The organism is Kitasatospora sp. NPDC127111, from assembly GCF_042677465.1.
Classification (GTDB): Bacteria; Actinomycetota; Actinomycetes; order Streptomycetales; family Streptomycetaceae; genus Kitasatospora.
This window is the reverse complement of sequence record NZ_JBHXTG010000100.1, coordinates 1-26613: the sequence shown is the minus strand read 5'-3', so window position 1 is coordinate 26613 and position 26613 is coordinate 1. Positions and strand designations below refer to the sequence as shown.

Below are 26613 nucleotides of genomic sequence, written 5' to 3'. Positions count from 1 at the left end.
GCCGCCGGGCGGGCGGGCCCGCCGCGGGCCGAACGTCCGGCGCGGGCTTGGTCCTTGGCACGTGGCGCGACCATCAGTCGGTCTCCGCTTTCTTGACTCCGTGGACGAGGGTGGCACTCCCCTTGCCCGTGACCTTCTGCTTGCCGAGCTCGCCCAGCAGGGCCGGCTTGTAGTCGGCGGTCACCGTGACGGTGACGACCGTTCCGTCGGGCGAGAACGTCACGCTCTCGGCCTTCAGGTGGTAGAGCGCGAGGTAGCTGTCAGCGGCGTCCTGGACGTACTTCTCCTGGACCTTGTAGCCCTCGCCGCGCAGGACGGCGGCCTCGTCGAGCTGCTGGCCGCCGACCCGGGCGGCCTCCTGGGCGTAGGCGTCGGTGCGTTCGGCGACGCGCAGCCGGCCGCCGGCGTCCACGACGAGGGCGATCACCAGGACCAGGAAGGCGGCGCAGATCGCGACGAAGACGGCCGTCGAGCCCTCGTCCGACCGGCCCCGGACGCGCCGTGCCCGGATACCCGGTGGCCGGATACCCGGTGGCCGGACACCCGGTGACCGGACGTCCCACGCCCCGACGGACGTCCGACGCACCTCCCACCGGCCGCCCTGCCTCCCGGCCCGGCGGCCGCCCTGCCTCCCGGCCCGCCACCCGACGCCACGGCGCCATGGCCGTTCCTCCCCGGGCCCGTGCGCCATCACGCCCCCTCCCGCACGTTCGTCTCCCCACCGGTCCCCACCGGGACCGCTCCACCTCGTGTCCGCCGTCCCCCGGGAGCTCTCCGCTTGCGTCTCCCCCGCCCGGGCCGTCCCCAATCCCCGCCCGGAAACCTCGTCCGCACCGCCCGTCTCACCCGCCCCGGTAGCGGTCCACCACCGAGATGAAGCTGCCGCTGAGCGTCTTCGTCCCGGGTGCGAGGCGTCCGGGCACCAGGTCGCGCAGGGGCACCTCGCACACCACGGTCACCTCGACGGTGGTCAGTTCCACCCCGTTGCTGCGCAGCCTGCCCGGCTTCCACCTGGCGTCGGTGCGCACGCAGTCCACCCCCTGCTGCCGGAGGGTGGCCATCGCAGTCCGCTCGACCAGGTCGTCCATCCCGTCGGCGCCGCGCGCCAGCGAGGCGGTCCGGGCGGCGGAGCGGGCGGCCGCCTCGACGGTGCCGGCCGCGGTCTGCACCCGGCCGGCGGCGACGGCCACCAGGATCAGCGCGACGACGCCGGGGACGACGATCGCCGCCTCGATCGCCACCCCGCCGCCGTCCCGCCCGCGCCGCGACCGCTCGGCCCGCCGGACGGCGATCCGCCGCCCCCACCGGACCGTCAGGTCCGCCGCACCGAGCGTCCCGCGCGTCACCGCCCGCAACGCCGCACCACGCGTCACGCGCGTCCCACGCGTCACGGCCGGCCCCCAGACCCGCGCGTCACGGCCCGGCCCACGGCCCCACGCGTCACGGCCCGGCCCACGGCTCCACGCGTCACGGCCCGGCTGACAGCCCCGCGCGTCACGGCCGCACCTCCGGCGGCAGGAACCGCTCCCGCGGCGCCTCGGCGGACTGGACGACCGGGGTGCGGAGGAAGGGGACGACCGACGGCGCGGTCAGCTCGACCGTCACCCGGATCAGCTCCGGCGTGCTGCCGGCGGTCCGGACGTCGTACGTGCGGACGCCCTGCCGGCCGAGGAACTCCCTGGCCTGCCGTTCCGCCGCCTCGTTCTTGGCCCCGTCGTCGCGGCTGCCCTGCACGCGTCCGGCGTCCACGCCCTCGCGGGCGGCGGTGAGCGCGACCTGGCGGTAGTACCACCACATCGACACCTGGACGACGAGCAGGATCAGCACGAGGACGACCGGGAACACGATGGCCAGGCTCAGGCTCATCGATCCGCGGTCGTCCCGGCGACGGGGTCGGTCCCTCACGTGGCCGCGCCCGCACCCGGGAGGTTCGGGTCCTGCTCGACCTTCTTCACGACCTTGTCCTTCAGCGCGTACAGGGCCACCGCGACGGCGCCCGCGACGAAGACCAACGCGATGATGGCGAGGGCGAGTTCGATGCTGATCGCGCCGCGGTCGCCGCGCGCCCGGGCGGCCTTCAGCCGGCCGGCCCGGAACTGGAACAGCAGCAGCGCGAACTGGACGGGCAGCAGCGTGGGCCGGATCAACCGGCCTGCCAGGGACTTCAACTGGTCGGACATCGGGGTCTCCCGGGGGTTGGGTGTGGTGTCGGCTGCCTGGTCGGGCGGGTCGGGTACCGCATGACCCGCTCAGGCGAGCATCTGGTGGAGCGCGGGGAAGACGATCAGGACGGTCATCAGCAGGGTCAGGGCGGCCCCGGGCGCGACCATCCGTTCGCTGTCGGCGTTGGCCCTGGCGAGGTCCTCGGCGAGCAGTTCGCCGCGCAGGCCCTTGGCGCGGGCCCGTAGGGTGTCGTAGACGGCGGCGCCGTCGGTGCCGGAGAGCCGCATGATGTCGGCGACGTCCTGCAGCGGGGTCAGCCCGAGGTCGGCGGCCAGCGCGTCCAGGCCGGCCCAGGGGGGCAGCCGGTCGGTGGCGGCGCGGTCCAGGGCGTCCCGGATCCGGCGGAAGACCGGGCCGCGCCCGACCGAGGCGGCGCGGCGCAGCGCCTCGGCGGGCCCGAGGTCGGCGGCCCGTTCCAGGGCGACCAGCTCCAGGTAGGCGGCGATGCCGTGCAGGTACTCGGTGCGCGCCTCCTTGGCCTCGCCGCGCACGATGGCGTCCGGGACGAACCAGAACAGCCCGCCGAGCAGCGGCCCGACCACCAGCGGCAGCGCGAACGGCAGGCCCATGTCCAGCAGGACGGCCATCGCCGCCAGGTACGCCGGCAGGACGAGGCCGATCACGGCGAACAGCAGCTTGTGCGCCATGAACCGGGCCGGGCTGCGGCCGATCAGCGACAGCTCGCGGTGCGGGATCCGCACGCCGCGCAGTCCGGTCGAGCGCTCGCCGATCCGGTCGAACCAGCGCGGCCGCTCGTCCGGGTCGGGCGTCCGGTCGGCGGGCGTGCGGTGCAGCCGGTCCAGTGCCTGGCCCAGGTCCGGTGGGGCGGGCCGGAGTTCGGCGATCAGCAGGGCGACGCCGCCGGCCGCGGCGGCGCCGGCCAGCACGGACCACGGGGAGATCATCGCGCCTCCCCGAGGAGTGCCTGCTCGTCGGCCGGGGCGTCCGGGCCGGCCCCGCCCGCACCGGCGCCGGCACGCCGGCCGGAGCGGCGGCCGCCCACCCGGCTGCGCCGGTCGGCCTCCAGCAGTCGCGGCACCGGCGGGTGCGAGGCCAGCGCGCGCATCCAGGCGATGATCGCCACGAACAGCGCGGCGACCACCGCGAGCACGATCTGGCCCAGCACGGTGCCGTACGGCGCGGTGTACTCGGAGTTGAACGAGCCGAGCACCACCACCAGCACGATGATGCCGACCAGCCAGCGGATGGTGGTGCGGTGCTTGGCCCGGTCGGCCTCGATCGCGCGGCGCTGGCGGACCTCCTCGCGCACCGAGTCGGCCATGTCGGCCAGGGCCCGGGCCAGGCCCGGGCCGCTGTCGCCGGCGCGCAGCAGCAGCGCGGCGAGCACCTTGTCGGCGGTGGCGTCGGCGAGGCTGTCGGCGAAGGCGCGCAGCGCCTCCTCGGGCCGCCAGCGGGCCTGCAGCCGGGCGGCCAGTTCGCCGACCTCGTCCTCGATCGCGGCGGGCGCGGTGCGGCGGCTGGTGACGATGGCCTGGTTGAGGCCGACGCCGAGCAGCAGCACGTCGGCGATCCGCTGGGTCCACTCGGAGAGCGCCTCCAGGCGTTCGATCCGGTGGGTGTCCGGGCGGGTGGTGTCGAACAGCCAGGGCAGGCCGAAGACGCCCAGCGGCACCAGCAGCGCGGTCAGCGGGATGCCGGTGAACAGCCAGCCGAGCGGTGCCCCGGCCAGCGCCACCGGCAGCTGGATCCGGCGCAGCCGCACCACCCGGGCGGGGGCGGTGCCGGGGGCGCCGTACCAGAACACGTGGAGGCGGCCGGCCAGCGGGTTGGGCCCGTCGGCCGGCTCCTCCTCGGCGGGCACGCCGCCGCGGGCCCAGACCACCAGGGCGACCAGGCCGAGCGCGACCAGCAGGCCGCAGAGGGCGAAGAGCAGCATCACCGGGCGCCACCGCCGATCCGCAGCTGCAGCGGCTCGGCCCAGCTCCCGAACCGGGAGCCGAGCAGCGCGGCGTCGAAGCCGGCCCGGCGCAGGTCGTCCAGGCAGTTCGGCGGGGTGTGCGGGACGGCGCGCGGTTCGCCCAGGTCGGGGCGCGGTCCGAACACGGTGTTCAGCGCGGGCCGGCCGCTCTCCCCGAGGCCGGTCACTTCCAGGACGTGCGAGACGAAACGGTGCCGGCGGCCGCCCACGGCCGTCTCGTCGACCATCGAGACGTGCACGATGAGGTCGACGGCGTTGGCGGTGAGCCGGTAGGCGAGCGCGTCGGTCATGTGCGAGCCGTACTCCAGGCAGAGTTCGGCGATGCGGTCGACCACCATGTGCGGGCCGCGGGCGTGCAGGGTGCACATGGAGCCGCCCTCGCCGTTGGTCATGACGCGCAGCATCGGGACGACCTCGCCGGAGCGGACCTCGCCGACGATGATCCGCGACAGCGTCATCCGGAGCGCGGCCGGGATCAGGTCACCGATCGTCAGCTCGCCGGCCATCCGGCCCTCGACCCGCTCGCCGTTGCCCTCCCGCGCCTCCATCGGGACGACCTGGCGCAGGTGGCCGAGGGTGTGCAGCCACAGCTCGAACTCCGACTCCAGGGTGCCGATCCGCTCGTCCGGCGGGATCTCGGCGGCCATCGCGCGCAGCAGGCTGGTCTTGCCGACGCCCTGGGTGCCGGTGATCATCACGTTCTTCCGGGCCCGGATCGCCGCGGCCAGGAAGGCGGCCAGGGTGGCGTCCAGGGTGCCGAGCCGGACCATCTCGGGCAGCGTCGCCGAGGCCACCCGGTGGCGGCGGATCGCCACGTACGGGCGCGGTGTCACCTCGGTGAGCGCCTGGAGGCGCATGCCGCCCTCCAGGCGCAGCGCCAGGGTCGGGCTGGCGGTGGAGAGGCTGCGCTCGCCGCCGCCGTGCTGACGGGCCAGGTCCTGGAGCAGCTCGACCAGTTCGGCGTCGGTGTCGGCCACCGGCGGGACCTGGCGCAGCGGTTGGTGCACGCGGGAGACCCAGACGTCGTCGCAGCCGTTGATCAGGATGTTCTCGATCTCCGGGTCGTCCAGGTAGGGCTGGAGCCGGCCGGCCCGGAACAGCAGGTCGAAGACGGCCTCGGCGAGCGCGCGGTCCTGTTCGCGGGTGGGCGGGATGCCGTGGGTCTGCGCGTAGGCGTCCGACCAGCGGGCGACCGCCTCCTCGATCAGCGCCCGGCCGCGCTGGCGCCGGGTGGCGCGGTCCGGCTCGGAGCCGGAGGCGGCGGTCAACCGGGTGATCTGCTGGTGCAGTTCGGCCGCGACCTGGCGCTTGAGCTCGCGCGCCACCTGCGGGTCGACGGCCGGCCGGGTGCCGGCGCCGCGCCGGTCGAGCGAGGGCAGCTGGGAGGGTACGGCGGTCGGGGTCGCCGCGCCGCCGGGCTGGTAGCCGTCGGGCTGGTGCCCGCCGGGCTGGTAGCCGCCGGGCTGGGGCGGCTGCGGGGCCACCGGGCCGGGCTGGGCGGCCGGTTGGGGCGTCGCCCAGGGCAGCGCGGCCGGATCGGCCGCCGGGTGCTGGTTCAGGGGGCTACCGCGCACGGAGTACCTCCCCGGAGCCGAGGTGCCGGGGCTGCGGCCCGGCCCCGTACGACGGCGCCGCCTGCCGGTACTGCTCCGGCTGTACGCGGCCGTACTCCGCCGTCGGCCCCGGCGCGCCCGGCAGCCCGGAGCCCTGGCCGGACCGCTGGTCCTGACCCGGTCGCTGGTCCTGGCCGTACGACGGCTGCGCACCGTACGACGGCTGCGCGCCGTACTGCTCCGGTGCGCCGTACTGCTGCGTCGCTCCGTACGGCCGGCCGCCTCCCGGCGACCCGTCCCGCGGCCCGTACTCGGGTTCGTGTCCCGGCCCGTACCCGGGTTCGTGTCCCGGCCCGTACCCGGGTTCGTACTCCGGCGCGTACGACGGGCCCGGCCGCTGCGGCTGGACGTGCGCCGGGAAGGGCGCGGGCGCGGCCGGCTGCGGCGCGATCCCGGCCAGCGGCGCGACCGGCCCGGTGGTGATCACCGGCGGCACCTGCGCGTACGGCTGCGGCGGTTGCGGCCGCGCTTGCGGCTGCTGCGCCGACACCTCGGCGCCGGGCGCGGGCGCCGCCGACGGGAGCTGCGCGGGCGTCGGGGCGGCCGTGGGCGCCAGCCGCTGCCGGCGGCGGCGCACCAGCAGCTGCACCTCGTCGGCCGCCGAGCGGGCGGTGCGCATCAACTCCGAGCGGATGAACCGCCGGTCGGTGATGTCCCCGCCGTCGGAGAGCACCCGGGCGGTGCGCACCGCGTGCGGCAGCAGTCCGAGCACCGGCAGCCCGAACTCGCGCGCCACCTCCGCGCCCGAGTACGGCCCCTCGGCGACCAGCAGCAGGCCCAGCGCGTCCGCGCCGGTCCCGGCCACGGCGAGGTCCTCGGCCAGCGAGGTCAGCCGCGGCCGGACCGCGCTCAGCCCGCGCAGGGTGGTGCGGGCGGTGACCGCGACCACGTCGGCCCGGCGGGCCAGGACGGCGCTGGTGCCGGTGGCGCCGGAGCGGCCGAGGTCCAGGATCACGTCGTAGCCCTGCGGTTCCAGCCCGTGCAGCACCTCCATCAGCGGCTCCCAGGTGTAGGCGAGCCCGGGCGCCTGGGTCGGATCGGTGAGGCCGGGCAACAGCAGCCGCTCGGCGTTCCCCTCGGGCGAGAGGTCGATCAGCTGCTCCCAGAGCGTCTGGGCGAGCAGGCCGCGCCGGTCCGCCACGGCCAGGTTGCGCAGCCCGTACACCGCCTCGACCCGGCCCTCCAGCGCGCCGGCCAGTACCGCGCCGCCGTCCGGGTCGCACTCCACCAGCAGGATCCGGCGCCCGGGCTGCAACGGCCAGGCCAGCAGCAGCGCCAGCGCCGTCGTGGTGGCACCCGGGGCCCCGGGGCCGCCGACCACCGCGATCACCGCCATCTCAGGCCCCACCCGCCCCGGGCGGTGCGGTCGACGCGGTCCCGCTGCCGGCGCCGGGACCGGTGCCGGTGCCGCTGCCGGCGGCGTTCGGCGCGGCCGTGCCGGACGGCGCGGCCGCCGCCCCCGACGCCGCCCCCGACGGCGCGCCCGTGGGCGCGGGAGCCCCGGTGGCTCCGCCGGCGCCCGCTCCGCGCGGTGAGAGCACCACCTGGATCCGCCCGCTGGCCACCCAGGCGGCCAGCCGGGAGGCGTCCGCCGCGGGCACCGCCACGTCCACGACCTGGCTGCCGTCGGTGTCCACCCGGCCGACGGTGACCACCACCGCGTTCAGCGAGTCCGGCCGGCCGTTGTCCGGGGTGTAGACGACGACGATCGGCACCCCGGACTGCAGCCTGGTCGCCGGCAGCTGGGTGCGCTTGGCCGAGACGCCCACGATCAGCTGGCCCGGCAGCACGTTCGGCGTCTGGGCGACGTCCGCCTTCAGCAGCAGCGCCCCGCGCTTGAGGTCGGTGGTGGCCCGCTGACCGACCGCCTCGCGGCGGTCCGCGGCGGACACCGGCTTGAGCGCCGGGTCGGTCGCGATCCGCGCCACCACCAGGTCCGCGTCGGTCAGCACCTGCCCGTACGGGACGTCACGGGCCAGCGCCAGCACGGCGACCCGCTGCCCGGTGCTGTTGTAGAGCACCGCGCCGCCCAGTCCGCCCGCGGCTATCAGCGCCACCGCCATCGCCAGCACCGCCGGCCGCCGCCGCCGCGCCCGGAGCGTCCGCCCCGGGGCGTGCGGCGTCACCGGCCCCTGCTCAAGCACTGCCACGGCCACCCCCGGGGTCGCTGTCTGTACGGTTCTCCACCGGGTTCCGGCCCCTCCCACGTCGTTCGTACTCGTTGCTGCGTTCCGCCCCGGCGCCGCCGCACCGCGGTCAGTTGAGGACCTGCACCTCGGCCACCCGCACGGTGAAGGTCTCGTAGAAGGACTTGGTCTTGTCCTTCAACCCCTTGAGGTCGCCGGTGACGTCGACCTTGCCCACCCACTTGACCCTGACCGTCCCGTCGAAGACCCCGCCCGGTTTCACGGCCGAACCGGTGCGGAACTCGTGGCCGCAGGTGGGCGACCTGGCCGCGCCGTAGTGGGCGTCGTACGGGGTCCCGGCACCCTGGGGCCCGGTGCACACCTCCGGCCGGTCGTCGCCGAGGTCCCACTCGACCGACTCCAGCCGCGGGGTCACCGTCACCGTGACACCGCCGGCGGACGCCACCGCGGGGGGCGGCACGGCGAACTCGTCCAGCCAGAGCCAGACCGGCACGCCCACGACCTTGGTGTCCGCCGGCGCGAACCGCGGCTTCACCGGGGGGAACTTGACCTCGCCCCAGGCGTCGGTGGCGAGCTGCGCCGGGTCCGGCGGCGGCGGCGCGGGGTCCTGGGCGAAGAACGTCGGCTGCGGCGCGCCGAACGAGCCGTCGCTGTACAGGCAGGTGACGTCGTAGATCGTCCCGTCGGAGGGTTTGTGGCCCTGCCAGACCGGGTCCTCCGGGCCGGGCTGCGGGCTGGTGGTCCGGTAGTAGCAGCCGTTGGTGCTGCTGAACCAGCCGTTGACCGGGTCGTGGCAGGCCACGACCAGCCCGTTCCACTGGCAGACCTGCGAGCCGCCGCCACCACCGCCGCCCCCTCCACCGCCGGCCGGGGTGGGCGTACTGCCGGGCTTGTGCACGCCCACGCAGATCGAACTGACCGTGCACTGGGTGACCTCCCCCGTGACCGGTGGTTCGTCCGCCATCGCCGGTGTCGCGGGGAATAGCAGCATTCCGGCGAAGAACAACCCTCGGACGGCGATTCGCCGTGCCGGTTTCAGCATGTTCGGTCCACCTCCCGCTTGAACTCCTGGATCAGCCAACGCGTCTGGAACTTCCGCGCCGAAACGGTCGCGATGTACCGGGTCAGCCGCTGCTGTGGATCCTTTACCGCGTGCGTGGTGGCGTCGGCCTGGTGCCAGCCCGTCACGTCGAGGCAGTCCTCGATCACGGCCGTCTGCGGATCCGCCTTCAGGTCGACGCTCTTCACCACCGGGGAATTCCGCGGACTGCCGATCATCACCAGCTTGGCGTCGTGGAGCTGACGGAGATTGACGAGGGCGTCGCGCAAGGCCGTTCCCGAGGAGTACGCCTCCAGGTCCGAACCGTCCGCATCGGAGCGCCCGTAGGCCTCCACCTGGGCCTGCCACCAGTCCTGATACGTCTTCAGCAGCAGACGCCCCTGCGCCCCCTCGGGCCCGTCGGTCGGCGCGATCCCGACGTTTGCGGAACCACCCGAAGGAGTTACCGGGTTCACTTCCGCGACAGTGGGCGCGGTAGTCCCGAGACGATCCACCGAACCGCCGTCACCACCGGCCGCGCAGGCGCTCAGCAGCATCGCCAAAACCAGCCCAGCGACCCCAACCGCCCCAGGGCGCAACACATTTCCGCGCCGCCGCATCGCCCCACCTCGTCGCGACCGACCCCGTCCGTGGTCCGTGGTCGCCAGAAGAATTCCGCCGTCCCGCCGGTGTTGCTGCGAGGGCATCGATTCTTCGCCAACCCGCCCCTTCACGGCAACACCCCGGGCCCCCTGACCTTACGCGGAAGGCGGATCGGTCGGGGCACTTTCGCGCCACAGGACGGCCAACAGTTCTTCGGAAAGCGACAATCCGGCCAATGCGCCCCGAACCGCGGCCCGATTGCGCATCAGCAGGCGTCCGCCCTGCGGCGGGACGAGCAGGCGTGCGCCGGGCGCACCGCCGACGGGGGCGGCTCCGGTCTCCGGGTCGCCGCCGTCGAGCAGGGCGGCGACCGCCGGCTGCAGGTCGAGCGGGGAGACGGCGGCGGGCGCACCGGGCAGCCCCTGCCGGAGCACGGTGGTCAGGGCGCGGCTGAACGATCCTCCGCCACCGGGCAGGACCGCGTCCCGCCCGCGTCTACCGGCGGTGTAGCGGCCGACTCTGCCCCAGAGCGGCACCCGCGGGTAGCTGAGCAGCTCGCCCGCGCCGTCCTCGCCGCCCCCGCGTTCGAGCGCGGCCCAGGTGTCCCGGTCGGCGACGGCGTCCACCAGCAGCAGCGCCTCCTCCTGGTCGCCGTGGACCATCGCGCTGACCACCCAGTCCCACGCCAGCCCGCGCCGGTAGGCGTTGTCCGCGGTGGAGCCGCCGGTGACCAGGGCCAGCCGCCGCCCGCGCGGATCGGCGACCAGCTGGCCCACCAGGCAGACCAGCAGCCACCGGCCGGGCCGGGCGGCCGCCTCGCGCACCGCGGTGAGCATCGTGTTGGCGTCCGCGCCCGGGTCCACCACCGCGACCCGGCAGCCGGCCGAGCCGGCGTCGAAGCACATCCCGGGCAGGACGTCGGCGAGCAGCCGGGCGCCGGCCGCCGCCTGCGCCGAACCGCCGAAGCCCCGGTCCGGTCCGCCGTCCGCCCCGATCACCACGAGATCGACCCCGTTGACCACCCGCACCACCCCCTCCTCGCAGGCCCCGCCGAACCCGGGGCCGCCCACCGCGCCACCACGCGCGCCGTCCGGCCGCGCGCGCCGAACCGCCGGTCCCCCGCGGCCGCCACCGCGCGCGGTGGGCCGCCGGCACGTTCCGCACCGCTGCCGACAAGCTAGCGCCCCGCGGCCCCGCCGTCGGGGCTCCCGGCCCGGGCGCTCCGGGACCATGGGCCCTATCGGCCGCCGCGGCGTCGAGAGGACGATCGGGACCATGGACCGTGACGACCGTGTGGAGAGCCTGAGCGAGGCCGAGTGCCTGCGGCTGCTCAGCACCGTGCCCGTCGGGCGCGTGGTGTACACCGAGCACGCGCTGCCGGCCGTCCTGCCGGTCTCCTTCGAGGTCGCTCCGGACGGGCGCCTGTTGCTCGCCGTGCGCCGGGGGAGCACCACCGCGCGGGGGCTGGACGGCACCGTCGTCGCCTTCCAGGCCGACCGGTTGGACCAGGTCACCCGGACCGGCTGGAGCGTCCTGGTGCACGGCCGGGCCGAGGTGGTGCGCGAGCCGGAGCAGATCCGGCGGGCACTGCGTTCCGGACTGCGGCCGTGGGTCGGCGACCCGGACCCGCTGTTCGTCGCCCTGGTGCCGGAGCTGGTCAGCGGCCGGTACCTGCTGCCCGCCGGCCGCAGGGTGCAGCGGTCCTGACCGGCCACCGGCGCCGTCTTCCCGTCCCGGTGGTTTCCGGTCCTGGTGGTTTCCGGTGATCGCTTTCCGGTCCTGATCGTTTTTCCGGTCCACCCCTGACAGGTGACCCGCGAGTAGGCATACTCTGCCGGAGTCCGCACCCCCACCTGCCACCAGGAGCGCACCGTGACGACCTTCGCCTCCCTCGCCGACCTGACCGCGGCCGTCGGCACCGAGCTGGGCACCAGCCAGTGGCACACCGTCGATCAGGAGCGGATCGACCTGTTCGCCGAGGCCACCGGCGACCACCAGTGGATCCACGTCGACCCGGAGCGGGCGAAGGAGAGCCAGTTCGGCTCGACCATCGCGCACGGCTACCTGACGCTGTCGATGATCCCGGTGCTGGCCAAGGAGTGCTACGGCGTCGAGGGCGTGCGGATGGCGCTCAACTACGGCTCGGAGAAGGTCCGCTTCCCCGCCCCGGTGCCGGTCGGCACGGCGATCCGGGCCACCGCCGAACTGGTCTCCGCCACCGAGGTGCCGGGCGGCGTCCAGGCCGTGGTCCGGTTCACCATCACCAGCGCGGAGAGCGCCAAGCCGCACTGCGTCGCGGAGACGATCACCCGCTTCTACGCGTAGCGCCGGCTTCTCCCGCGTAGCGCCCGTTCCTCCGCGTTGCGCCGGCTTCTTCGCATGGCGCCGGCTTCTCCCGCGTAGCGCCCGCCTCCCCCGCGCGGTGCCGGCCCCGGCGGCCCGGGGCGCGGCGCCGTCGCGCCCCGGGTGTACGCCGAACGGCCCGCACCGGGCCGCCCACCAGGTCCGGGCGGCCCGCTGCGAGTAACCTCCGACGAGATGGTTGTCGTACCGACTCGGCCCCCTGGTCGTGGGTACGCGCCACGGCATGCCCGGTAGCCGTAACCGTCCTTGGAGGTGCCGTGCCCCGCCCCGCCCCCTGGTACTCCCGCGTAGCCGGTCTGACCTCGCAGCTCTCCGGCCCGCCGACCTTCGCCGGGCTGCCCCTGGCCGGACTGCCCCGGGCGGCCTGGCACCGGGTCCGGACGGACGCCTTCGGCGCCGATCCCCGGGGCGAACGGCTGGCCCGGATCCACCGCTCGCCGCAGTTCGCCGACGGGGCGTTCCGCAACCCGCTGCCCACCCGCCGGCTCGTCTACGAACGCACCCCGCTCGAGATCACCCGGGCCCAGCTCGCCTCCGACAAGACCCGCCGGATGCCCGCCGCCGCCGTGCCGCTGCACCGGCTGCTCCCCGCCGACCTGGCCGCGCCGCCCGCCTCCGGCCTGCGGCTGACCTGGCTCGGCCACGCCACCGTGCTCGCCGAGATCGGCGGTCGCCGGGTGCTGTTCGACCCGGTCTGGGGCGAACGCTGCTCCCCCTTCGGCTGGACCGGCCCCAAGCGGCTGCACCCGGTACCGCTGCCGCTCTCCGAACTCGGCCCGGTCGACGTGGTGGTGGTCTCGCACGACCACTACGACCACCTCGACATGGGCACCATCCGCGCCCTCATCGGCAGCCGCGCGGTGTTCGCCGTCCCGCTCGGCGTCGGCGCCCACCTGGAGCACTGGGGCGTCCCGGCCGACCGGCTGGTCGAGCTCGACTGGTGGGAGTCGGCCGAAGTCGCCGGGCTCACCCTGACCGCCACCCCGGCCCGGCACTACTGCAGCCGCGGCCCGCGCACCAGCGCGCTCTTCCTCTGGGCCTCCTGGGTGGTCTCCGGCGGCGGGCACCGGATCTTCCACAGCGGCGACACCGGCTACTTCCCCGGCTTCGCCGACATCGGCCGCCGGCTCGGGCCGTTCGACGCGACGATGATGCAGGTCGGGGCGTACTGCGACTTCTGGCCCGAGGTCCACATGACCCCCGAGGAGGGCGTCCGGGCCCACCTCGACCTCGGCGGCGACCTGCTGCTGCCGATCCACTGGTGCACCTTCAACCTGGCCCCGCACCCGTGGGAGGAGCCCGCCGAGCGGGTCCTCGCCGCGGCCCAGGCGCTCGGGGCCCGGCTCGCGGTGCCCCGCCCGGGCAAGCCGTTCGAACCGGTCGACCCGCCGGCCCTGCGGCTCTGGTGGCGGGCGGTCGCCGCGCTGCCGCAGGCCGACACGGAACTGGTCGTCCCGAACGGCCTCACCCCGGACGGCCTCGCGCCGGACGGACCCGCCGCCGACAGCCTCGCCGCCGGCGGCCTCCCCCCGGCCGGCGGCGCCGCCGCGCCGACCGGGCCGGCGTCGGACGGCCCCGCGGGCCCGGTCGCGGGAAGGCCGGCGGGCCGGCCGAAGGCGGCGGCCGAGGACGACGGGGTCACCGTCTGACCCCCCGGTTCCCCTCGGCGAGCCTCGCCCTCCCCGGATCGACGGTCGACGCCCGGCGGTCGACGGCCCCCGGTGCGGCACCGAGCCCCGCCGCCCTCCCGTCCTCCCGTCCTCCCGTCCTCCCGTCCTCCCGCCGTCCCGCCGGCCCCGCTCAGCCGGCCAGCAGGTCGCGCAGCGTCCGCGCCTCCTTCACGAGGCGGCTCGACCCCGACCGCGCCGCCACCGCGTCCACCTCGGGCACCGGCCCGCGCGCCCCGCAGCGGCGGGCGGCGTCCACGGCCACGGCGAGCACGTCACCGGTGCCGCGGACCGCGTCCCCCGCCAGCAGCGCGGGCAGCGCCGGGCCCAGCACGGACCAGACCGTGCCGTACGCGCCGGTCTCCGCCGCGGCGGCCAGGGCCTGGCCGAGCCGGTTCGGCTTCACCGCGCCACGGGCGACCAGGTCACCGAGCTCCCGGCCGAGCAGGGCGCCGTCCAGCTCCTCCCGGGCGGCGAGGACCAGCAACGCGTCCACCGCGGCCGTGCGGTCCTCGGCGAAGCGCGCGCCCAGGCCGTAGGCGAGCGCCAGGTGGAGGGCGAGCCCGGCCGGACCGCCCGCCTCGGCGAGGACGGGCAGCAGCTCCGGAGCGCCGCGCTGCTCCCGGTCGGCCGCGTCGGCGAACCGGTCCAGCCAGCGGGCGGCCTGCTCCTCGCGGTGGTGCGGGAGCATCGCGGCCCAGTGCGCGGTGGGCCGCCACATCCACTCGTCCTGCTTCCGCGCCCGGGCCACGCTGGGCTCGGTGCCGTCCAGCAGGGCCCGGAACTCCGCGCCCAGCCGCTCACCGGCGGGGCCCTGCGGGCCCGCCCCGAGGCCGGGCTGGGCGACGGAGACGCGGTTGAGCTCCTCCCACCAGCGCTCCCAGTAGGTGTGACCGTGCAGCCGGCTGCCGTTGGCGCTGCGGCCGGGCGCGAACACCACCCGCTCCGAGGGCTGACCGGGCAGGCCGCCGTCGCGCAGCCACTGCGCCACCCACCGCCCGCCGGGTGAGACCAGCCGGCCCGCGTCGGCGAGCACCTCGTCGTCGGTGGTCGGGGTGACCCGCAGCAGGGCCGCGTGCAGGTCCGCCTCGCCCGGGCGGGCCCCCACCGCCTCGTACCCGGCGAGCCGCCCGACCAGGACGGCCGCGTCCAGCGCGCCGGTGGCGTCCGTGGGCGTGGCGAGCAGGAACGGCGGCCGGTCGGTGATGATCCGCTCGGCGGCCTCGGACAGCCGGGCGGCCAGCACCTTGCCGTACGCGGTGTAGTGGGCGCCCTGCAACGCGTGCCGGCCCTTGTTCCGGAACACCGGGCCGCTCCGGTGCTGTTCCACCTGGCCGGCCACGGCGGCCGCGACGTACAGCACGTCCACCGGCTCGCAGTCGCCCCACCGGACGGCGCCCGTCCAGGGGTGCACCCGCAGCACCGGCTCCAGCGCCTCGGCGAGGGCCGGGCGGTCCAGACGGGCGTGCCGGACGAGGCCGTCCAGGACGCGTTCGAACAGGACGACGCCCGGCCGGCCGGACAGCAGGACGGACAGCTCCTCGGCGAGCTCCGCCGGGGTGGCGATCGGCTCCCCGAGCCGCGCCGGCCGGGGCACCGGCGGCAGCAGCTCGCTCCACCCCGCGTCCGGGCCGTCGCCGCCGACCGGCGCGCCCAGCAGCTCGCCGGCCCGCTCGTGGTGCGCCGGGTTCAGCCCCTCGGCGGCGAGCCGCAGTTCGGCCAGGACGGCCTCGCCGGCCTTCTTGAGGTGGCGGGCGACCAGGTTGAGCGCCCGTTCCTGGAGGGCGGTGTCCGGGTGGCCGAAGGCCTCGGCGGCGGTCAGCAGCACCGGGCCGGCCCGCTCGGGCGCGCGCTTCGCGGCCTGGTCGAGCCAGCTCAGCTGAGCCCGGACGAGCTTCTTCTCGGTCCGGAACAGCACCACCGAGGAGGCCTCGGCCAGCACCTCCGGTTCGATCAGCCCGGCCTCGTCCAGCCCGGCGAGCACCTGCTGGGCGTGCCCGGCCACCACCGAGAGCCCGTCCAGCAGGGCCACCAGGTCGCGCACCCGGGCCGCGTACTCCTCGGGGGTTGGTCCGAGGGCGCGCAGCACGTCGAGGAAGACCCGCTGGTCGCCCGGCCGGCCGCCGCGGACCAGCCGGGCCAGGCTGCGGTCGATCAGCTCGGCCCCGTCCAGCCGGCCCTCGGCGGCCAGCGCCGCGAGGGCACCCGGCCAGCGGCCCTCGGGCCGGTCGGCGGGGCCGAAGTCGGCGACCCCGCCGAGGTCGGCGAGCTCGAAGGAACGCGCCACCAGGACCGGCAGCAGCTCGTCCGCCCGCAGCCGCTCCACCAGGGTGGCGCGCGGGCCCCGGAGCGCGTGCCCGCGGTCGTCGATGCCCCAGATCCGTCGGCGCAGCCACTCGGCGGCGTAGGCGTCCGAGGCCGGCACCTCGCAGCCGGTCCGGCGGATCACCGAGTCGACCAGCCCGAAGTACGGCCAGGACCAGCTCGGCCGCTGGTTCCCGGCGATCCGGGTGACCACCTCGACCTGCCACTCCGGCGGCTGCAGGCCGACCATCTCGCTCAGCTCGGGCCCCTCGAGCCCCCGGTTGACGAAGTCCTGCCCGCGGATCCAGGTGGCGGCCCCGGCCGGCCCGGTGTGGCAGCCGGCCCCGGCCACCAGCACGGCCGGGGCCTGTCGCCGGGCCCGCTCGCTCCACTCGTTGCGGATCTCCTTGCGCAGCCGCTTCAGTTCGGCCAGGCAGGCCCGGCGCTCGGCCGGCCCGAGGGCGGCGACCAGCGCGGGCACCTTCTGCGTCCGCCCGGAGCGGACCGCCTCCAGCAGCACGTCGACGCCGTTCACCGGGCCGCCTCCGCGACCGCCGGGGCGTTCTCCCGGACCATCCCGACCGCCAGTACGTGCTTGCACGGCCCGCGCCCGCCCCGGTACTTGGCCCACCAGAGGCAGGTGCAGCTCAGCGCCCCCGCGGCGTCCGTCCGGACCCGCTGGCGGTGGTCGTCCACCGTCACGGTGGCGAGCCCGCCCTCCTCCAGGCGGACGGCGCCCGCCGTGACCAGCGCCCGCGCGGCCCGCAGCCGGGGGTTGTGCGCCTCGGCCCGGCCGGACGCGTACGGCAGCTGCCGGTGGAAGTACGCGGCCTCGGCGGTGTCGTAGCCGATCTGCCCGGCGGTGCCGAGCCGGGTGAGCGCCGCCCGGACCCGGACCGGGGTGAGCCCGGACTGCTCGGCCAGCTCGGCGACGTCGATCCGCGGCTCCCAGGCCAGCAGGACGGCCACCAGCTCGGCGTCCTGCTCGGCGGTGCCGGTGGCCAGCGCGCCGAGCACCCCGCCCTCGCCGGAGAAGCCGCGCGAGGCGTCCGGCGAGAGCGTGAGCGTGAGCCGCATGCCGGGCAGCGCCACCTCCCAGGCCGAGGCCGCCGGGCCGTCGCCGGCCACCGGGCCGTAGACCCGCAGCGCCAGCGCGTGCCGCAGCACCCGCTGCAGCGCGGCCAGCCGCTCCGGGCCGGGCAGGCAGACCGCGCCGGGCACCGGCCGGGTGGTCGGGCGCAGCGTCCGCCCGGCCGGGACCACCCACCGGACGGTGCCGCGGCCGCCGCCGCGGGGCAGCGAGCGCAGGAAGCGGACGGCCTCGGCGGCGGACAGCTCGGCGCGCAGGTCGAAGCCGGCGGCGGTCACCTGGGTCTCGGCGAAGCCGCGCAGCCAGCGATCGGGCAGCGGTACCTTCTTCTCGACGACCGGCCCGTCGAAGGTGGTGACCTCCAGGGCGTCCGGACCGACGGCGAGGTGCAGCGGATCGGCGGGGCCGATCCGGGTGAGAGCCTCGCGCAGCGGGTTGTTGACGTCGACGTTGGTGGTGCCGTGGCCGATCTCGTCGCCGTCGAGCACGGCCCGCAGCACGTCGAGCCGGGCGTAGACGCCGCAGCAGCCGGAGAAGGACTCGAACCGCAGCCGGTCGCCGTTGGCGGTGACCACCGGGTCGAGCGAGGCGCGCAGCTGCGCCTGGTAGTAGCGGGCGGCGGCGACGTCCGCGACGGCGAGCAGCGCGGCGGCGGCCGGCGCGGGGTCGGCGAGGAAGCCCGCGAAGAAGCGCGGGTTGGCGACCGCCCCGAGCGGGGTGGCGCCGCCCGAGGTCTCCAGGGCGAGGCGCGGGCCGTCGGCGCCGTCGAGGACGGCGGACGGGCGCAGGTAGGCGTACGCGTGTGCGGCTTGCGACATGCCGAGCACGCTAGGTGGGGGTACTGACAGTCCGTCGGCCGAGGCACCGCAATGAAACAGGTTCTACCGAGGTTCTCCCGGCGATGTTCCCTCGAAAGGGTTACCCAGGTCACACCGCTGACCGTTGGCTTCTGCCACTATGAGCCCGTGACCGACGTGACCGAACAGGAGAGACGGGCCCCTGACACCGCGGCCCCGTTCACCGAGCTGCTGCGGATCGAGCGGCTCGACGAGAACACGTTCCGGGGGCGGTGCCACGCCGGCGCCCCGATGCGCGCCTTCGGCGGCCAGGTCGCCGCGCAGGCGCTGACGGCCGCCGGGCACACCATCGAGCCGGACCGCGCGGTGCACTCGCTGCACAGCTACTTCCTGCTCCCCGGCGACCCGACCCGCCCGATCCGCTACGAGGTCGACCGGGTCCGCCAGGGCCTGTCCTACGCCACCCGCCGGGTGACGGCGGTTCAGGGCAACGACGCGATCTTCACGCTCTCCGCCTCCTTCAAGCACCCCGAGCCCGCCGCCGACCGGCAGCGCGAGATCCCGCCGCTGCCAGGACCCGAGGAGCTGCCGGACGCGCTCTCGCTCTGGGACGAGGCGGCGCGCGCCGAGCTGACCCGCACCAGCGGCTTCGGCTCGTTGGAGCTGCGGTTCGTCCCGGACGACGCGCCCGGCGTGCCCGCGGCCGTCCCCGGCATGCCGCAGCAGTTCGTCTGGCTGCGCACCGGCTCCCGGCTGCCCGACGACGACCCGCTGCTGCACGTCTGCGCGCTCACCTACCTCTCGGACCTCACGCTGGCCTCGACGGCCGGGCTGCACGTCCAGCCGAACTTCTTCCAGCGCACCGAGCACCCGCCGCGGCTGATCATGGCCTCGCTGGACCACGCGATGTGGTTCCACCGCCCGTTCCGGGCCGACGAGTGGCTGCTGTTCGCCCAGCGCAGCCCGTCCTCCTCGGACGGGCGGGGCCTGTCGCTCGGCGAGTTCTACGACCGGGACGGCCGGCTGGTGGCCTCGGCCGTCCAGGAGGCGCTGATCCGCGACCGCGCGATCCGTTCGCTGACGCCGCGGACCCTCCCGCCGGGGGCCTCTTCACCCGCCTGATCGGGCGGCCGGACGCCCGGTGGACGGCGGGCGAACGGGGGGAGGCCGGTCGGCGTCATACTCCTGGGCGGCCCCGAGCCGTATCATGGTGCGGGTGACCAAGGTTGACCTGTCACCACGACCGGTGGAGGCGATGTCTCCGCGTCAGCTCGAACGCCGCGAATCACTGATCGCGGCCGCGCTAGCCCTGGTGAACGAGATCGGCGTCGAGCGGCTGCAGATGAAGCAGGTCTGCGAGCGGTCCGGAGTCGCCCTGGGGACGGCGTACCGCTACTTCTCCTCCAAGGACCACCTGTTGGCGGCCGCGATCGCGGAGTGGCACCGGCTGCTGCTCGCCGACCTGGTGGCGGAGCTGCGCGGACCGCGGGCCGGGCTCGGCGCGACCGACCGGGTGGTGCGCTTCGTGCGCGGCGGCATGCGCGCCTACCAGCGCCAGCCCGAGCTGGCCCGGCTCCGGGTGGCCGTCGCCGCCTCCACCGATCCCTTCGCCAGCGAGGCCCTGCAGGGCATGGCGCGCGCCGACAGCACCGCGCTCCAGGCGGTGATGGCCGAGGTGCCGGCCGAGGTGCCGGCCGCCGCGAGCGACCTGGTGCGGCACATCGTCGGCCACGCCTGGCAGGGCGAGCTGACGGCCTGGGTGACCGGCCGCACCACGCTCGGCGACGCCCGGCGCCGGCTCGAGGACGTGGTGCGGCTGGTGCTGACCCCGTACGAGACGCCGTACCCGGCCCCGTACGAGGTCCAGCCCGCCGGCTGACGGCCCGGCGACCGGCGGGCCGGCGGGCCGGCCGCGGGGCGGTCGGGCGGTCGGGCGGTCGGGCGGTCAGGGCGGTCGGGCGGGCGGTTACGGCCAGGCGGTCGGGCGGTCAGGGCGGTCGGGCGGGCGGTCACGGCCAGGCGGTCGGGGCGGTCGGGGCGGTCGGGCGAGCGGGCGGGTGGAAGGCCCGGTGTCAGGCCACCGTCACCGGGTGCACCACGACCGCGTCGAACAGGTAGCCCTCGCGGTTGAAGACGGCCACCTCGGGCTGGGTGTTGCCCCGGCGGTCGGTCGCCCGGGCGCGCAGCTCGTACGGGCCGGGCCGCTCCGGGCGCCAGTCGATGCTCCAGCGCGTCCAGTTGTCGGCCCGCGGCTCGTCGCGCAGTTCGGCCGGCAGCCACCGCCGTCCGCCGTCCGTGCTCACCTCGACCCGGCGGACCGGGGCCGCTCCCGACCAGGACCGCCCGTGCAGCCGGTGCGAGCGGCCGGCCGCCAGCACGGCGTCGCGGGCCAGCTCGAACGCGCACTTGACCACCTGCGTGGTCACCGGAGCGCTGCCGTCGGCCGGGTAGTCCGGGCCGAAGAGCCGGTAGAAGTCGGTGTTCCAGGGCGAGTAGAGCGGCTGGTCGGCGACCTCGATCGAGCCGACCCACTTGATCGAGGCGATCCCGATCCAGCCCGGCACCACCAGGCGGACCGGGGCTCCGTGGTCGGGCGTCAGCGGTTCGCCGTTCATCTCGTAGGCGACCAGCACGTCGTCCAGCGCCTTGGCGACCGGCAGCGGGCGGCGCACCCGGCCGAAGCCGACGCCTCCGGCGACGAACTCCGGGTCCAGGCCGGCGGGCAGCACGTCCACCGCGCCGCGGGTGAGGCCGGCCCGGCGGAGCACCTCGGCCAGCCGTACGCCGCGCCACTGGGCGGAGCCGATCCCGCCGAGCGTCCACGGCGTGCCGGGGACGGTCCGCCCCTGCTGGCTGGTGAAGTAGCTCCGGCCGTTGCCGGCGCATTCGATCAGCGCGCCGATCCGGGTGGCGGGCAGGGCCCGCAGGTCGTCGAGGTCGAATTCGACCGCCCGGTCGGCGGGGGGCGCGCCGCGCAGACCGCTGCCGAACAGCCGCAGCCGCCAGCGGTCCGGGTCGATCAGCGGGGTGGAGGTGTGGTTGCGGACGAAGAACCGTTCGACCGGGATGTGGCGGCCGGTCACGGCCCGGCCGTCGGCGTCACGCAACGCGTCCCAGCGCATCTCGGCGTTGGTGCCGCGCGGGACGAACCACTCGGCGGGCAACGGCTTGACGATCCCCGACACCGGGGAATCGGCCCTCGGGGAGCCGAACGCCGGGGGGTGGGCCGCCGGGGCCTGGGCGGAGGCGCGGCCCGGGGCGAGCAGCCCGGCGGCGGCGGGCGTACCGAGCACCCCGGCGGCGGTCAGCAGCCGCAGCAGGGTGCGGCGGTCGACGCCGTCCGCGCGCGCCTCGCCGGCCAGCCACTGCCGGCGGCGCAGGCGGTCGTAGGCGGCCTCCGAGCAGGACGTGCTCCCCGGTCCGGGCGCGGCGCCGGACGGAGGTACGGACGGGGAGCCGGAGAGCGGTTCGGGCCGGTCGGCGGAGAGCGGTTCGGGCGGGAAGTCGGCAGGCACGGGCACACTTCCGTTCGTTTCAGAGCGGACGGTCGGTGAGGAGCGTGAACGCGCGGGCGGAGCGGCGGGGACCGGAACGCGTGCCCCGGCCCCGGCCCGGGGCGGGCACGCGCGGGGCGGGATCAGCGACAACGGCGCGGACGGCGTCCGGCGCGGGGCGTGGCTGTGCACGGCGGCACCGGGGCGGCGTTCCGCCCGGTCGCTCGCTCGGCGGGAACCCCCCGGTCACGTCCCGGAGCATAGGCACACCGGGAACGCCGCGTCAGCCGTTCCCGCCGCGTCCTCGGTACGCCGGCGAAGCATCACCGGCGCATCGCGGGCACGTCAACGGCGCGTCCCCCGGCGCGCGAGCGCCGTGCCGGACTTGACCTTCACACCGGTGGTAGCTCCTACCGTCCTGAGTGCCCGCCACACCGCTGGCGGCCACCCGACGACCCACGGCCGAACAGGAGCCCTCCATGCCCGCGCGCCCTGCCACCTCCCCCGTCTCCCCCACCTCCCCCGCCCCGCTCGCCCCGCTCGCCCGGATCGTCCGCGGCTCCGGTCCCGGGCTGCTGCTCGCCCACGGCGCCGGCGGCAGCGCCCGGGACAACTGGGGTCCGCTGCTGGACGACCTCGCCGCGCACCGCACGGTCGTCGCCCCCGACTTCCCCGGCTCCGGCGACACCTCGGCCGAGCCGGACGAGCTCACCCTCGACGGGCTGGCGGACCGGCTGGTCGCGACCGCCGTCGAGGAGGGCTTGGAGAGCTTCGACCTGGCCGGCTACTCGCTCGGCGCCGCCGTCGCCGTCCGGGCCGCGACCCGGCACCCGCGACGGGTCCGCTCGCTGCTGCTGCTGTCCGGGGTGGCCGGCGGCGACCACCGCCTCCGGTTCACGGCCGAGCTCGCCGCCGCCCTGGCCGAGCACCCGGAGCAGCTGGCCCGCTTCGTGCTCTCGGTCGGGTTCGGCGAGACCTGGCTCAACGCGCTCCCCGACGACCAGTTGGCCGGCCTGCACCAGGCCCTGCTCGCCCCGGCGCCGGCGGGCTTCCGGCAGCAGTTCGGCCTGGCCGGCCGGGCGGACGTGCGCGGCGAGCTGGCCTCCGTCACGGTGCCCGCGCTGGTGATCAGCACCACCGAGGACATGCTCGTCCAGCCGAGCCAGCACCGGACGCTCGCCGAGGGCATCCCGGGCGCCCGGTTCGCCGAACTCGCCTCCGGCCACATCCCGGTGGTCGAGCGGCTGCCCGAACTGCGCAAGCTGGTCCTGGACTTCATCACCGGCCTCGACGGGTAGGCGGGCGTGCGGACGGGTGGGAACAGCGGCGGGCGGGCCGACGGAACGGTGGGAACAGCGGCGGGCGGGCCGACGTTCCGACGATCATGCGTATCGGAGAGCTCGCCCGCCTGACCGGGGTTTCCACCCGCCTGCTGCGGTACTACGAGGAGCAGGGCCTGCTCCGGCCGGAACGTTCCGCCGCCGGCTACCGCGAGTACGGCGAGGACGCCCAGGTCCGCGTACGGCAGATCCGCGGCCTGCTGGCGGCGGGCCTGTCCACCCGGGTGATCGCCGAGCTGCTGCCCTGCGCCAGCGGGCCGCTCCCGGCCCTGGAGGCCTGCCCCGACCTGCTCGCCACGCTGCGCGGCGAGCTCGCCGAGCTCGACACCCGCATCGACGAGCTGACCCGCAGCCGCCGGGCCCTCGCCCGCTACCTCGACACCGCCGAGCCCACCACCCGCGAGTACGCCGCCTGAGGCGGCCGTCGGGCCCGCCGTCCGGGTGATCTGACGGCGGGGGGCCGGTCCACTTGGCACGAACCGACGCCCGCCCCCCATCCGGACTTCACCCACGCGTAGCGATCGTTCACGCCGCCCTGGAACGCTCGGTGTCATGAACGCCAACCCTCCGGCGACCCTCCAGGAACCGCGCTTCCCGCTCCCCCAGCGCCACCGCCGCTACCTGGCCTGCGCCGCCGTACTCGCCTCGATCGCCCTCGGCACCCTCGGCGTCGGCGCCACCGTGGAAACCGTTCAGCACGCCACCGTGACGACGGCCACCGCCAACCGCTGATCCCACCCGCGCCCACCCGGCGGCCCGACCCGAGCCTCCTGAACCACCCGCCCCACCCCCGCACCGCCGTCCGGCCACCCGCCCCGGACGCGGTGCTCTTCGCTACCCGGCACCGCCCGACGGGCCCGCCGACCGACCATCACGGGGTCCGCCACCGACGGATCCGTCCGGGAACGGCACCCGCTGCCCGGGACCGGGAAAAGGTCCGCGGCGGGGGCGTGGCGAACGCCGCGCGGCCACCCGCCCCGGACGACGCGGTGCTCCTCACCGCCCGGCGCCGCCCTACCAACCCGCGCCGCTCCCCGTCCTCAGGCCCGCTGCTCCTCCCGCGGGCAGGCCGGGGCCGGCACCGTCACGGACGGATCCCGCCGGGAGTGACGGCCGGTGCCCGGAGCGGGGAGGAGGTCCGCGGCCGGGGCGTAGCGGGCGGCGGGCGCGCGCAGGAGCCAGCCCGGGGGGCGGGTGCCGCGCGGGGTGGGGGTGATCAGGCCCATCCGGTGGAGCAGGTCGAGGGTGTCGCGGCGCAGCGCCGTGCGGTCGGCGAGGTAGTCGCGGCGCCAGCCGGCCGGGAGGCCGTACTCGTCGGCGATGTCCCCGAGGACGCCGTCTATCAGCGCGTCCGGGACCGGGACGGCGGGGGTGGGGACGTCCGCGCCGGTGGCCTCGTCGGGGAGCGGGCGGACTTCCTCGACCAGGCGTTCGACGAGGAGCAGGGCGGCCTGGGCCAGCGTGCCCGCGCCGGGCAGGGCGAGATCGGTGAGCTCCTCGGCGGGGTCGAGCAGGGCCACGCCCTCGGCCCGCTGCTCGGTTTCGAGGCCGAGGAAGTCGGCGAGGGCGGCGGGGCCGCTGTGGCGGTGGTCGCGGAGCCAGGCGCGCTGGTCCTCGGGGAGGTCGGCGGCGAGGACGGCCGGGGTCTCGGCGAGGCGGCGGCGGACGGCGGTGCCGGGCTCGGCCTCGGCGGCGCGGCGGATGAGGTCGGCGGCGTCGGCGGCGAGCGCGGGCGGCCCGGCGGGGACGGCACGGGCGAGGTCCCGGTCGACGGTCAGCAGGACGGTCTCGGCCGCCGGGTCGGACGGGTCGGCGGGTATGCCGCCGAGCACCTGCCAGCCGGCCAGCGCGGCGAGCGCCATCGCGAGGTCGGCGGGGTCGACGGGGTCGCCGGCGCGGCCCGGTGCGGGGGCGGCGGCCCGCATGGCGGCGAGCAGCCGGCCGAGCGGGAGCCGCTCGGGGGCGTCGACCAGGAGGGCCAGCGCCAGGGCGAGCTGGGCGTAGCCACCGGGGGTGAACGGGGCGCCGGTGCCCGGGTGTTCGAACCCGCGGGTGGCGCCGGGGCCGAGTCCGGCCTTGCCGAGGCGGGCGTGCCAGGGGCCGACGACGAGGCGGTAGCCGAGCAGGGTGTCGAAGCGTTCGGTGAGCCAGTCGCGGTGACGGCGGATCAGCGGGAAGCCGTCGGCGTGCGGCCCGGACGCGGTGACCAGCGGGTGGGCGAGCAGCAGCCGGGCGGCGATGCGGCGTTCGGCGGCGGCGGAACGATCCTGCGTGCCCGCCGCGGCCGAGCGGGACCGTTCGGGCTTGCGGTGCTTGCCGGGCTTGCCCGGTTTGGCGCCCGAGAGGACGACGGGCAGCGCGCCCGCGTCCCGCCGGGCCCGGCGCGGGCCGCGGGCCGGGCGGGCCTCGCGGGTGCGCAGCGCGGCGGGGGTGTGCGCGGTGGGGCCGTGCCACCAGCTGACGTCGGCCCCGGCCGCCGGGTCGGTGCCCGGCTCGGTGCCGGGTCCGGTGGCCGGCTCGGCGGGGGCGCCGAAGTGGCGGGCCGGGTAGAGGCCGAAGGACGCGGTGCAGAGGTCGTCGGCGGTGCCGGGGTCGGCCTCGGCGAACCACTGGGCGAGCCGGAGCAGGCCCGGGTCGGGCGAGAGCGCGGTGGCGCCGTCGGTGGGGCCGGTCTCCTGCGGAGCGTCAGGACCGGCTTCGCGTACGGCGACGACGGCGTCGGTGGTGCTCCGCCCCGCCCCGCCCGCGCGCTCGTCCGCCGTGCCGCCGGCCACCTGCGTGGCGCCGGCCGCGTACTCCTGCTGCTCCATGTCGTGGACCAGACTAGACGGTGGGCGCGGCCCCCGGTGGCACCAACCGGACAGGGCGGCGAATTGGCCGGAGCCCGACGTACGGACTCGGCCGTGCCGTGCGCCCGCCGCGCGCTCGCCACGCGCCCGCCGCTGCGTCACCCCGGTGGCCCGGCAGGCGCTACGCACCGGTAACAAGCCCTTCCGCGCGCGGACCGGGGCCGCATAGGGTGCGGACGAACGGGCCGCCCGCGTACCCGAAGCCCCCACCCTCCCGGAGGACACCCCCGCATGAGCATCCGTACGACCACCCGCGCCGTTCTCGGCGGGCGCCTGCGCTCCGCCACCGGACTGCTCACCGGCTTCGCCGCCACCTCGGCGGCCCACCTGGGCGCGCTGCTCACCGACACTCCCGTGCTGCGGCACGCCACCAAGCCGGCCCTGATGCCGCTGCTGGCCGCGCACAGCGTCACGGCCGCCACCGCGGCCGGGCGGGAGGCCCCGAAGCTGCTGGCGCCCGCGCTGCTGCTCAGCGGGGGCGGCGACGTGCTGCTGCAGTTCGGCGACGACACCGCGTTCCTGGCCGGCATGGGCTCGTTCGCGGCGGCGCACGTCTGCTACGTGACGATGTTCGTCCGGCGCGGTGCGCTGACCGACCGCCGGCGCACGCTGGTGGTCGCGGCCGCGTACGCGACGGCGTGGGCGGTCCTGATGGGCCGGCTCTGGCCGGATCTCGGTGATCTGCAGGTCCCGGTGGCCGGGTACAGCCTGCTGCTCGCCTCCACGGCGGTCGCCTCGGCCGGGCTCGGCTGGCGGACGGGTCTGGGCGGGGCGCTGTTCCTGCTGTCCGACACGCTGATCGCCACCAAGCTGGCCAAGTGGCGCGAACTGCCGGGGCACGAGGTCTGGATCATGGCCACGTACGTCCTGGCCCAGTACCTGCTGGCCTCCGGCGCCCTGCGCGCCCACGAGTCGTCCGACTCGCCCGGCCCGTCCGAGTGGCCGGATCAGCTCGCGGCCGGGGTGCCCGCCACGGCCTGAACGGCGCCCGCCCGGCCGGGCGGCCCCACACACCCACGGCCGGGCGGCCGCACGCACGCCCGGCCGGCCGGCCGGACGGACGGCCGCCCGCACGCAGCGGTGGGGGCCGGGCCGCCCGGCCGGCGGGCCCGCGGCCGCGCCCGGGGGGGGGGGGGCCGGGAGG

25 protein-coding genes are annotated in these 26613 nt (G+C 76.6%); 9 read left to right on the top strand and 16 right to left on the bottom strand.

The window, feature by feature from the left end:
* Positions 1-73: 73 nt before the first annotated feature.
* The 12 genes from ACFVHB_RS36640 to ACFVHB_RS36585 all read right to left on the bottom strand — a co-directional run bounded on the left by ACFVHB_RS36640 (position 74) and on the right by ACFVHB_RS36585 (position 10592).
* Positions 74-427, bottom strand: a complete 354-nt coding sequence (locus ACFVHB_RS36640; protein ID WP_380331208.1) for a hypothetical protein — start codon at positions 425-427, stop codon at positions 74-76.
* Between the two features lie 415 nt (positions 428-842).
* Positions 843-1373, bottom strand: coding sequence for a TadE/TadG family type IV pilus assembly protein (locus tag ACFVHB_RS36635; RefSeq protein ID WP_380331205.1), 531 nt, complete (start codon positions 1371-1373; stop codon positions 843-845).
* A 121-nt stretch (positions 1374-1494) separates the two neighbouring features.
* The gene (locus ACFVHB_RS36630; protein ID WP_380331202.1) at positions 1495-1866 is read right to left on the bottom strand and encodes a TadE/TadG family type IV pilus assembly protein; all 372 of its coding nucleotides are present in this window, start codon (positions 1864-1866) and stop codon (positions 1495-1497) included.
* Positions 1867-1901: 35 nt separating this feature from the next.
* Positions 1902-2180: a hypothetical protein gene (locus ACFVHB_RS36625; protein ID WP_360194986.1), complete on the bottom strand. Its 279-nt coding sequence runs from the start codon at positions 2178-2180 to the stop codon at positions 1902-1904.
* Between the two features lie 69 nt (positions 2181-2249).
* Positions 2250-3128: a hypothetical protein gene (locus ACFVHB_RS36620; RefSeq protein WP_380331198.1), complete on the bottom strand. Its 879-nt coding sequence runs from the start codon at positions 3126-3128 to the stop codon at positions 2250-2252.
* Complete coding sequence (locus ACFVHB_RS36615; RefSeq protein ID WP_380331195.1) at positions 3125-4120, bottom strand: type II secretion system F family protein; 996 nt, start codon at positions 4118-4120, stop codon at positions 3125-3127. The genes ACFVHB_RS36620 and ACFVHB_RS36615 overlap by 4 nt, the downstream gene beginning before the upstream one ends.
* The gene (locus ACFVHB_RS36610) at positions 4120-5736 is read right to left on the bottom strand and encodes an ATPase, T2SS/T4P/T4SS family (protein WP_380331192.1); all 1617 of its coding nucleotides are present in this window, start codon (positions 5734-5736) and stop codon (positions 4120-4122) included. The genes ACFVHB_RS36615 and ACFVHB_RS36610 overlap by 1 nt, the downstream gene beginning before the upstream one ends.
* Positions 5726-7111: a hypothetical protein gene (locus ACFVHB_RS36605; RefSeq protein WP_380331189.1), complete on the bottom strand. Its 1386-nt coding sequence runs from the start codon at positions 7109-7111 to the stop codon at positions 5726-5728. Before ACFVHB_RS36605 ends, ACFVHB_RS36610 begins: the two co-directional genes overlap by 11 nt.
* Position 7112: 1 nt before the next feature.
* A complete protein-coding gene (locus ACFVHB_RS36600) occupies positions 7113-7925 on the bottom strand; it encodes an SAF domain-containing protein (RefSeq protein WP_380331186.1) in 813 nt (270 codons plus the stop codon).
* A 106-nt stretch (positions 7926-8031) separates the two neighbouring features.
* A complete protein-coding gene (locus tag ACFVHB_RS36595; RefSeq protein WP_380331183.1) occupies positions 8032-8886 on the bottom strand; it encodes a hypothetical protein in 855 nt (284 codons plus the stop codon).
* 71 nt (positions 8887-8957) lie between these two features.
* A complete protein-coding gene (locus ACFVHB_RS36590; protein WP_380331180.1) occupies positions 8958-9518 on the bottom strand; it encodes a hypothetical protein in 561 nt (186 codons plus the stop codon).
* 201 nt (positions 9519-9719) lie between these two features.
* A complete protein-coding gene (locus tag ACFVHB_RS36585) occupies positions 9720-10592 on the bottom strand; it encodes a hypothetical protein (RefSeq protein WP_380331177.1) in 873 nt (290 codons plus the stop codon).
* Positions 10593-10839: 247 nt separating this feature from the next.
* On the opposite strand from ACFVHB_RS36585, the gene ACFVHB_RS36580 reads away from it, so the two are divergent.
* The 3 genes from ACFVHB_RS36580 to ACFVHB_RS36570 all read left to right on the top strand — a co-directional run bounded on the left by ACFVHB_RS36580 (position 10840) and on the right by ACFVHB_RS36570 (position 13577).
* The gene (locus ACFVHB_RS36580; RefSeq protein ID WP_380331175.1) at positions 10840-11271 is read left to right on the top strand and encodes a pyridoxamine 5'-phosphate oxidase family protein; all 432 of its coding nucleotides are present in this window, start codon (positions 10840-10842) and stop codon (positions 11269-11271) included.
* Positions 11272-11436: 165 nt separating this feature from the next.
* Positions 11437-11889, top strand: coding sequence for a MaoC family dehydratase (locus ACFVHB_RS36575; protein ID WP_380331172.1), 453 nt, complete (start codon positions 11437-11439; stop codon positions 11887-11889).
* A 374-nt stretch (positions 11890-12263) separates the two neighbouring features.
* Positions 12264-13577, top strand: a complete 1314-nt coding sequence (locus ACFVHB_RS36570) for an MBL fold metallo-hydrolase (protein ID WP_380331215.1) — start codon at positions 12264-12266, stop codon at positions 13575-13577.
* Positions 13578-13728: 151 nt separating this feature from the next.
* Here ACFVHB_RS36570 and ACFVHB_RS36565 read toward each other — a convergent pair whose 3' ends face one another.
* On the bottom strand, positions 13729-16434 hold the full coding sequence (locus tag ACFVHB_RS36565) for a DUF6493 family protein (protein WP_380331169.1): 2706 nt from the start codon (positions 16432-16434) through the stop codon (positions 13729-13731).
* Positions 16431-17807: an SWIM zinc finger family protein gene (locus ACFVHB_RS36560; protein WP_380331166.1), complete on the bottom strand. Its 1377-nt coding sequence runs from the start codon at positions 17805-17807 to the stop codon at positions 16431-16433. Before ACFVHB_RS36560 ends, ACFVHB_RS36565 begins: the two co-directional genes overlap by 4 nt.
* 147 nt (positions 17808-17954) lie before the next feature.
* Between ACFVHB_RS36560 and ACFVHB_RS36555 the strand changes: the two genes are divergently transcribed.
* Both ACFVHB_RS36555 and ACFVHB_RS36550 read left to right on the top strand, forming a co-directional pair.
* On the top strand, positions 17955-18908 hold the full coding sequence (locus ACFVHB_RS36555) for an acyl-CoA thioesterase (protein WP_380331163.1): 954 nt from the start codon (positions 17955-17957) through the stop codon (positions 18906-18908).
* A 94-nt stretch (positions 18909-19002) separates the two neighbouring features.
* Positions 19003-19665 (top strand): TetR/AcrR family transcriptional regulator, encoded by a 663-nt coding sequence (locus tag ACFVHB_RS36550; protein WP_380331160.1) that lies wholly within the window; start codon positions 19003-19005, stop codon positions 19663-19665.
* Positions 19666-19858: 193 nt separating this feature from the next.
* Here the strand turns inward: ACFVHB_RS36550 and ACFVHB_RS36545 are convergent, their stop codons facing one another.
* On the bottom strand, positions 19859-21166 hold the full coding sequence (locus ACFVHB_RS36545) for a sulfite oxidase (RefSeq protein ID WP_380331211.1): 1308 nt from the start codon (positions 21164-21166) through the stop codon (positions 19859-19861).
* A 593-nt stretch (positions 21167-21759) separates the two neighbouring features.
* On the opposite strand from ACFVHB_RS36545, the gene ACFVHB_RS36540 reads away from it, so the two are divergent.
* The 3 genes from ACFVHB_RS36540 to ACFVHB_RS36530 all read left to right on the top strand — a co-directional run bounded on the left by ACFVHB_RS36540 (position 21760) and on the right by ACFVHB_RS36530 (position 23352).
* Complete coding sequence (locus tag ACFVHB_RS36540) at positions 21760-22578, top strand: alpha/beta fold hydrolase (protein ID WP_380331157.1); 819 nt, start codon at positions 21760-21762, stop codon at positions 22576-22578.
* Between the two features lie 86 nt (positions 22579-22664).
* The gene (locus tag ACFVHB_RS36535; RefSeq protein ID WP_380331154.1) at positions 22665-23036 is read left to right on the top strand and encodes a MerR family transcriptional regulator; all 372 of its coding nucleotides are present in this window, start codon (positions 22665-22667) and stop codon (positions 23034-23036) included.
* A 136-nt stretch (positions 23037-23172) separates the two neighbouring features.
* Positions 23173-23352 (top strand): hypothetical protein, encoded by a 180-nt coding sequence (locus ACFVHB_RS36530; protein ID WP_380331151.1) that lies wholly within the window; start codon positions 23173-23175, stop codon positions 23350-23352.
* A 308-nt stretch (positions 23353-23660) separates the two neighbouring features.
* Here the strand turns inward: ACFVHB_RS36530 and ACFVHB_RS36525 are convergent, their stop codons facing one another.
* Positions 23661-25430: a DUF2398 family protein gene (locus ACFVHB_RS36525; RefSeq protein WP_380331149.1), complete on the bottom strand. Its 1770-nt coding sequence runs from the start codon at positions 25428-25430 to the stop codon at positions 23661-23663.
* Between the two features lie 270 nt (positions 25431-25700).
* Here ACFVHB_RS36525 and ACFVHB_RS36520 point away from each other — a divergent pair, with 270 nt between their 5' ends.
* Positions 25701-26450 carry a lysoplasmalogenase gene (locus ACFVHB_RS36520; RefSeq protein WP_380331147.1) on the top strand — a complete coding sequence of 250 codons (750 nt, stop codon included), beginning with the start codon at positions 25701-25703 and terminating at the stop codon, positions 26448-26450.
* Positions 26451-26613: the final 163 nt, after the last annotated feature.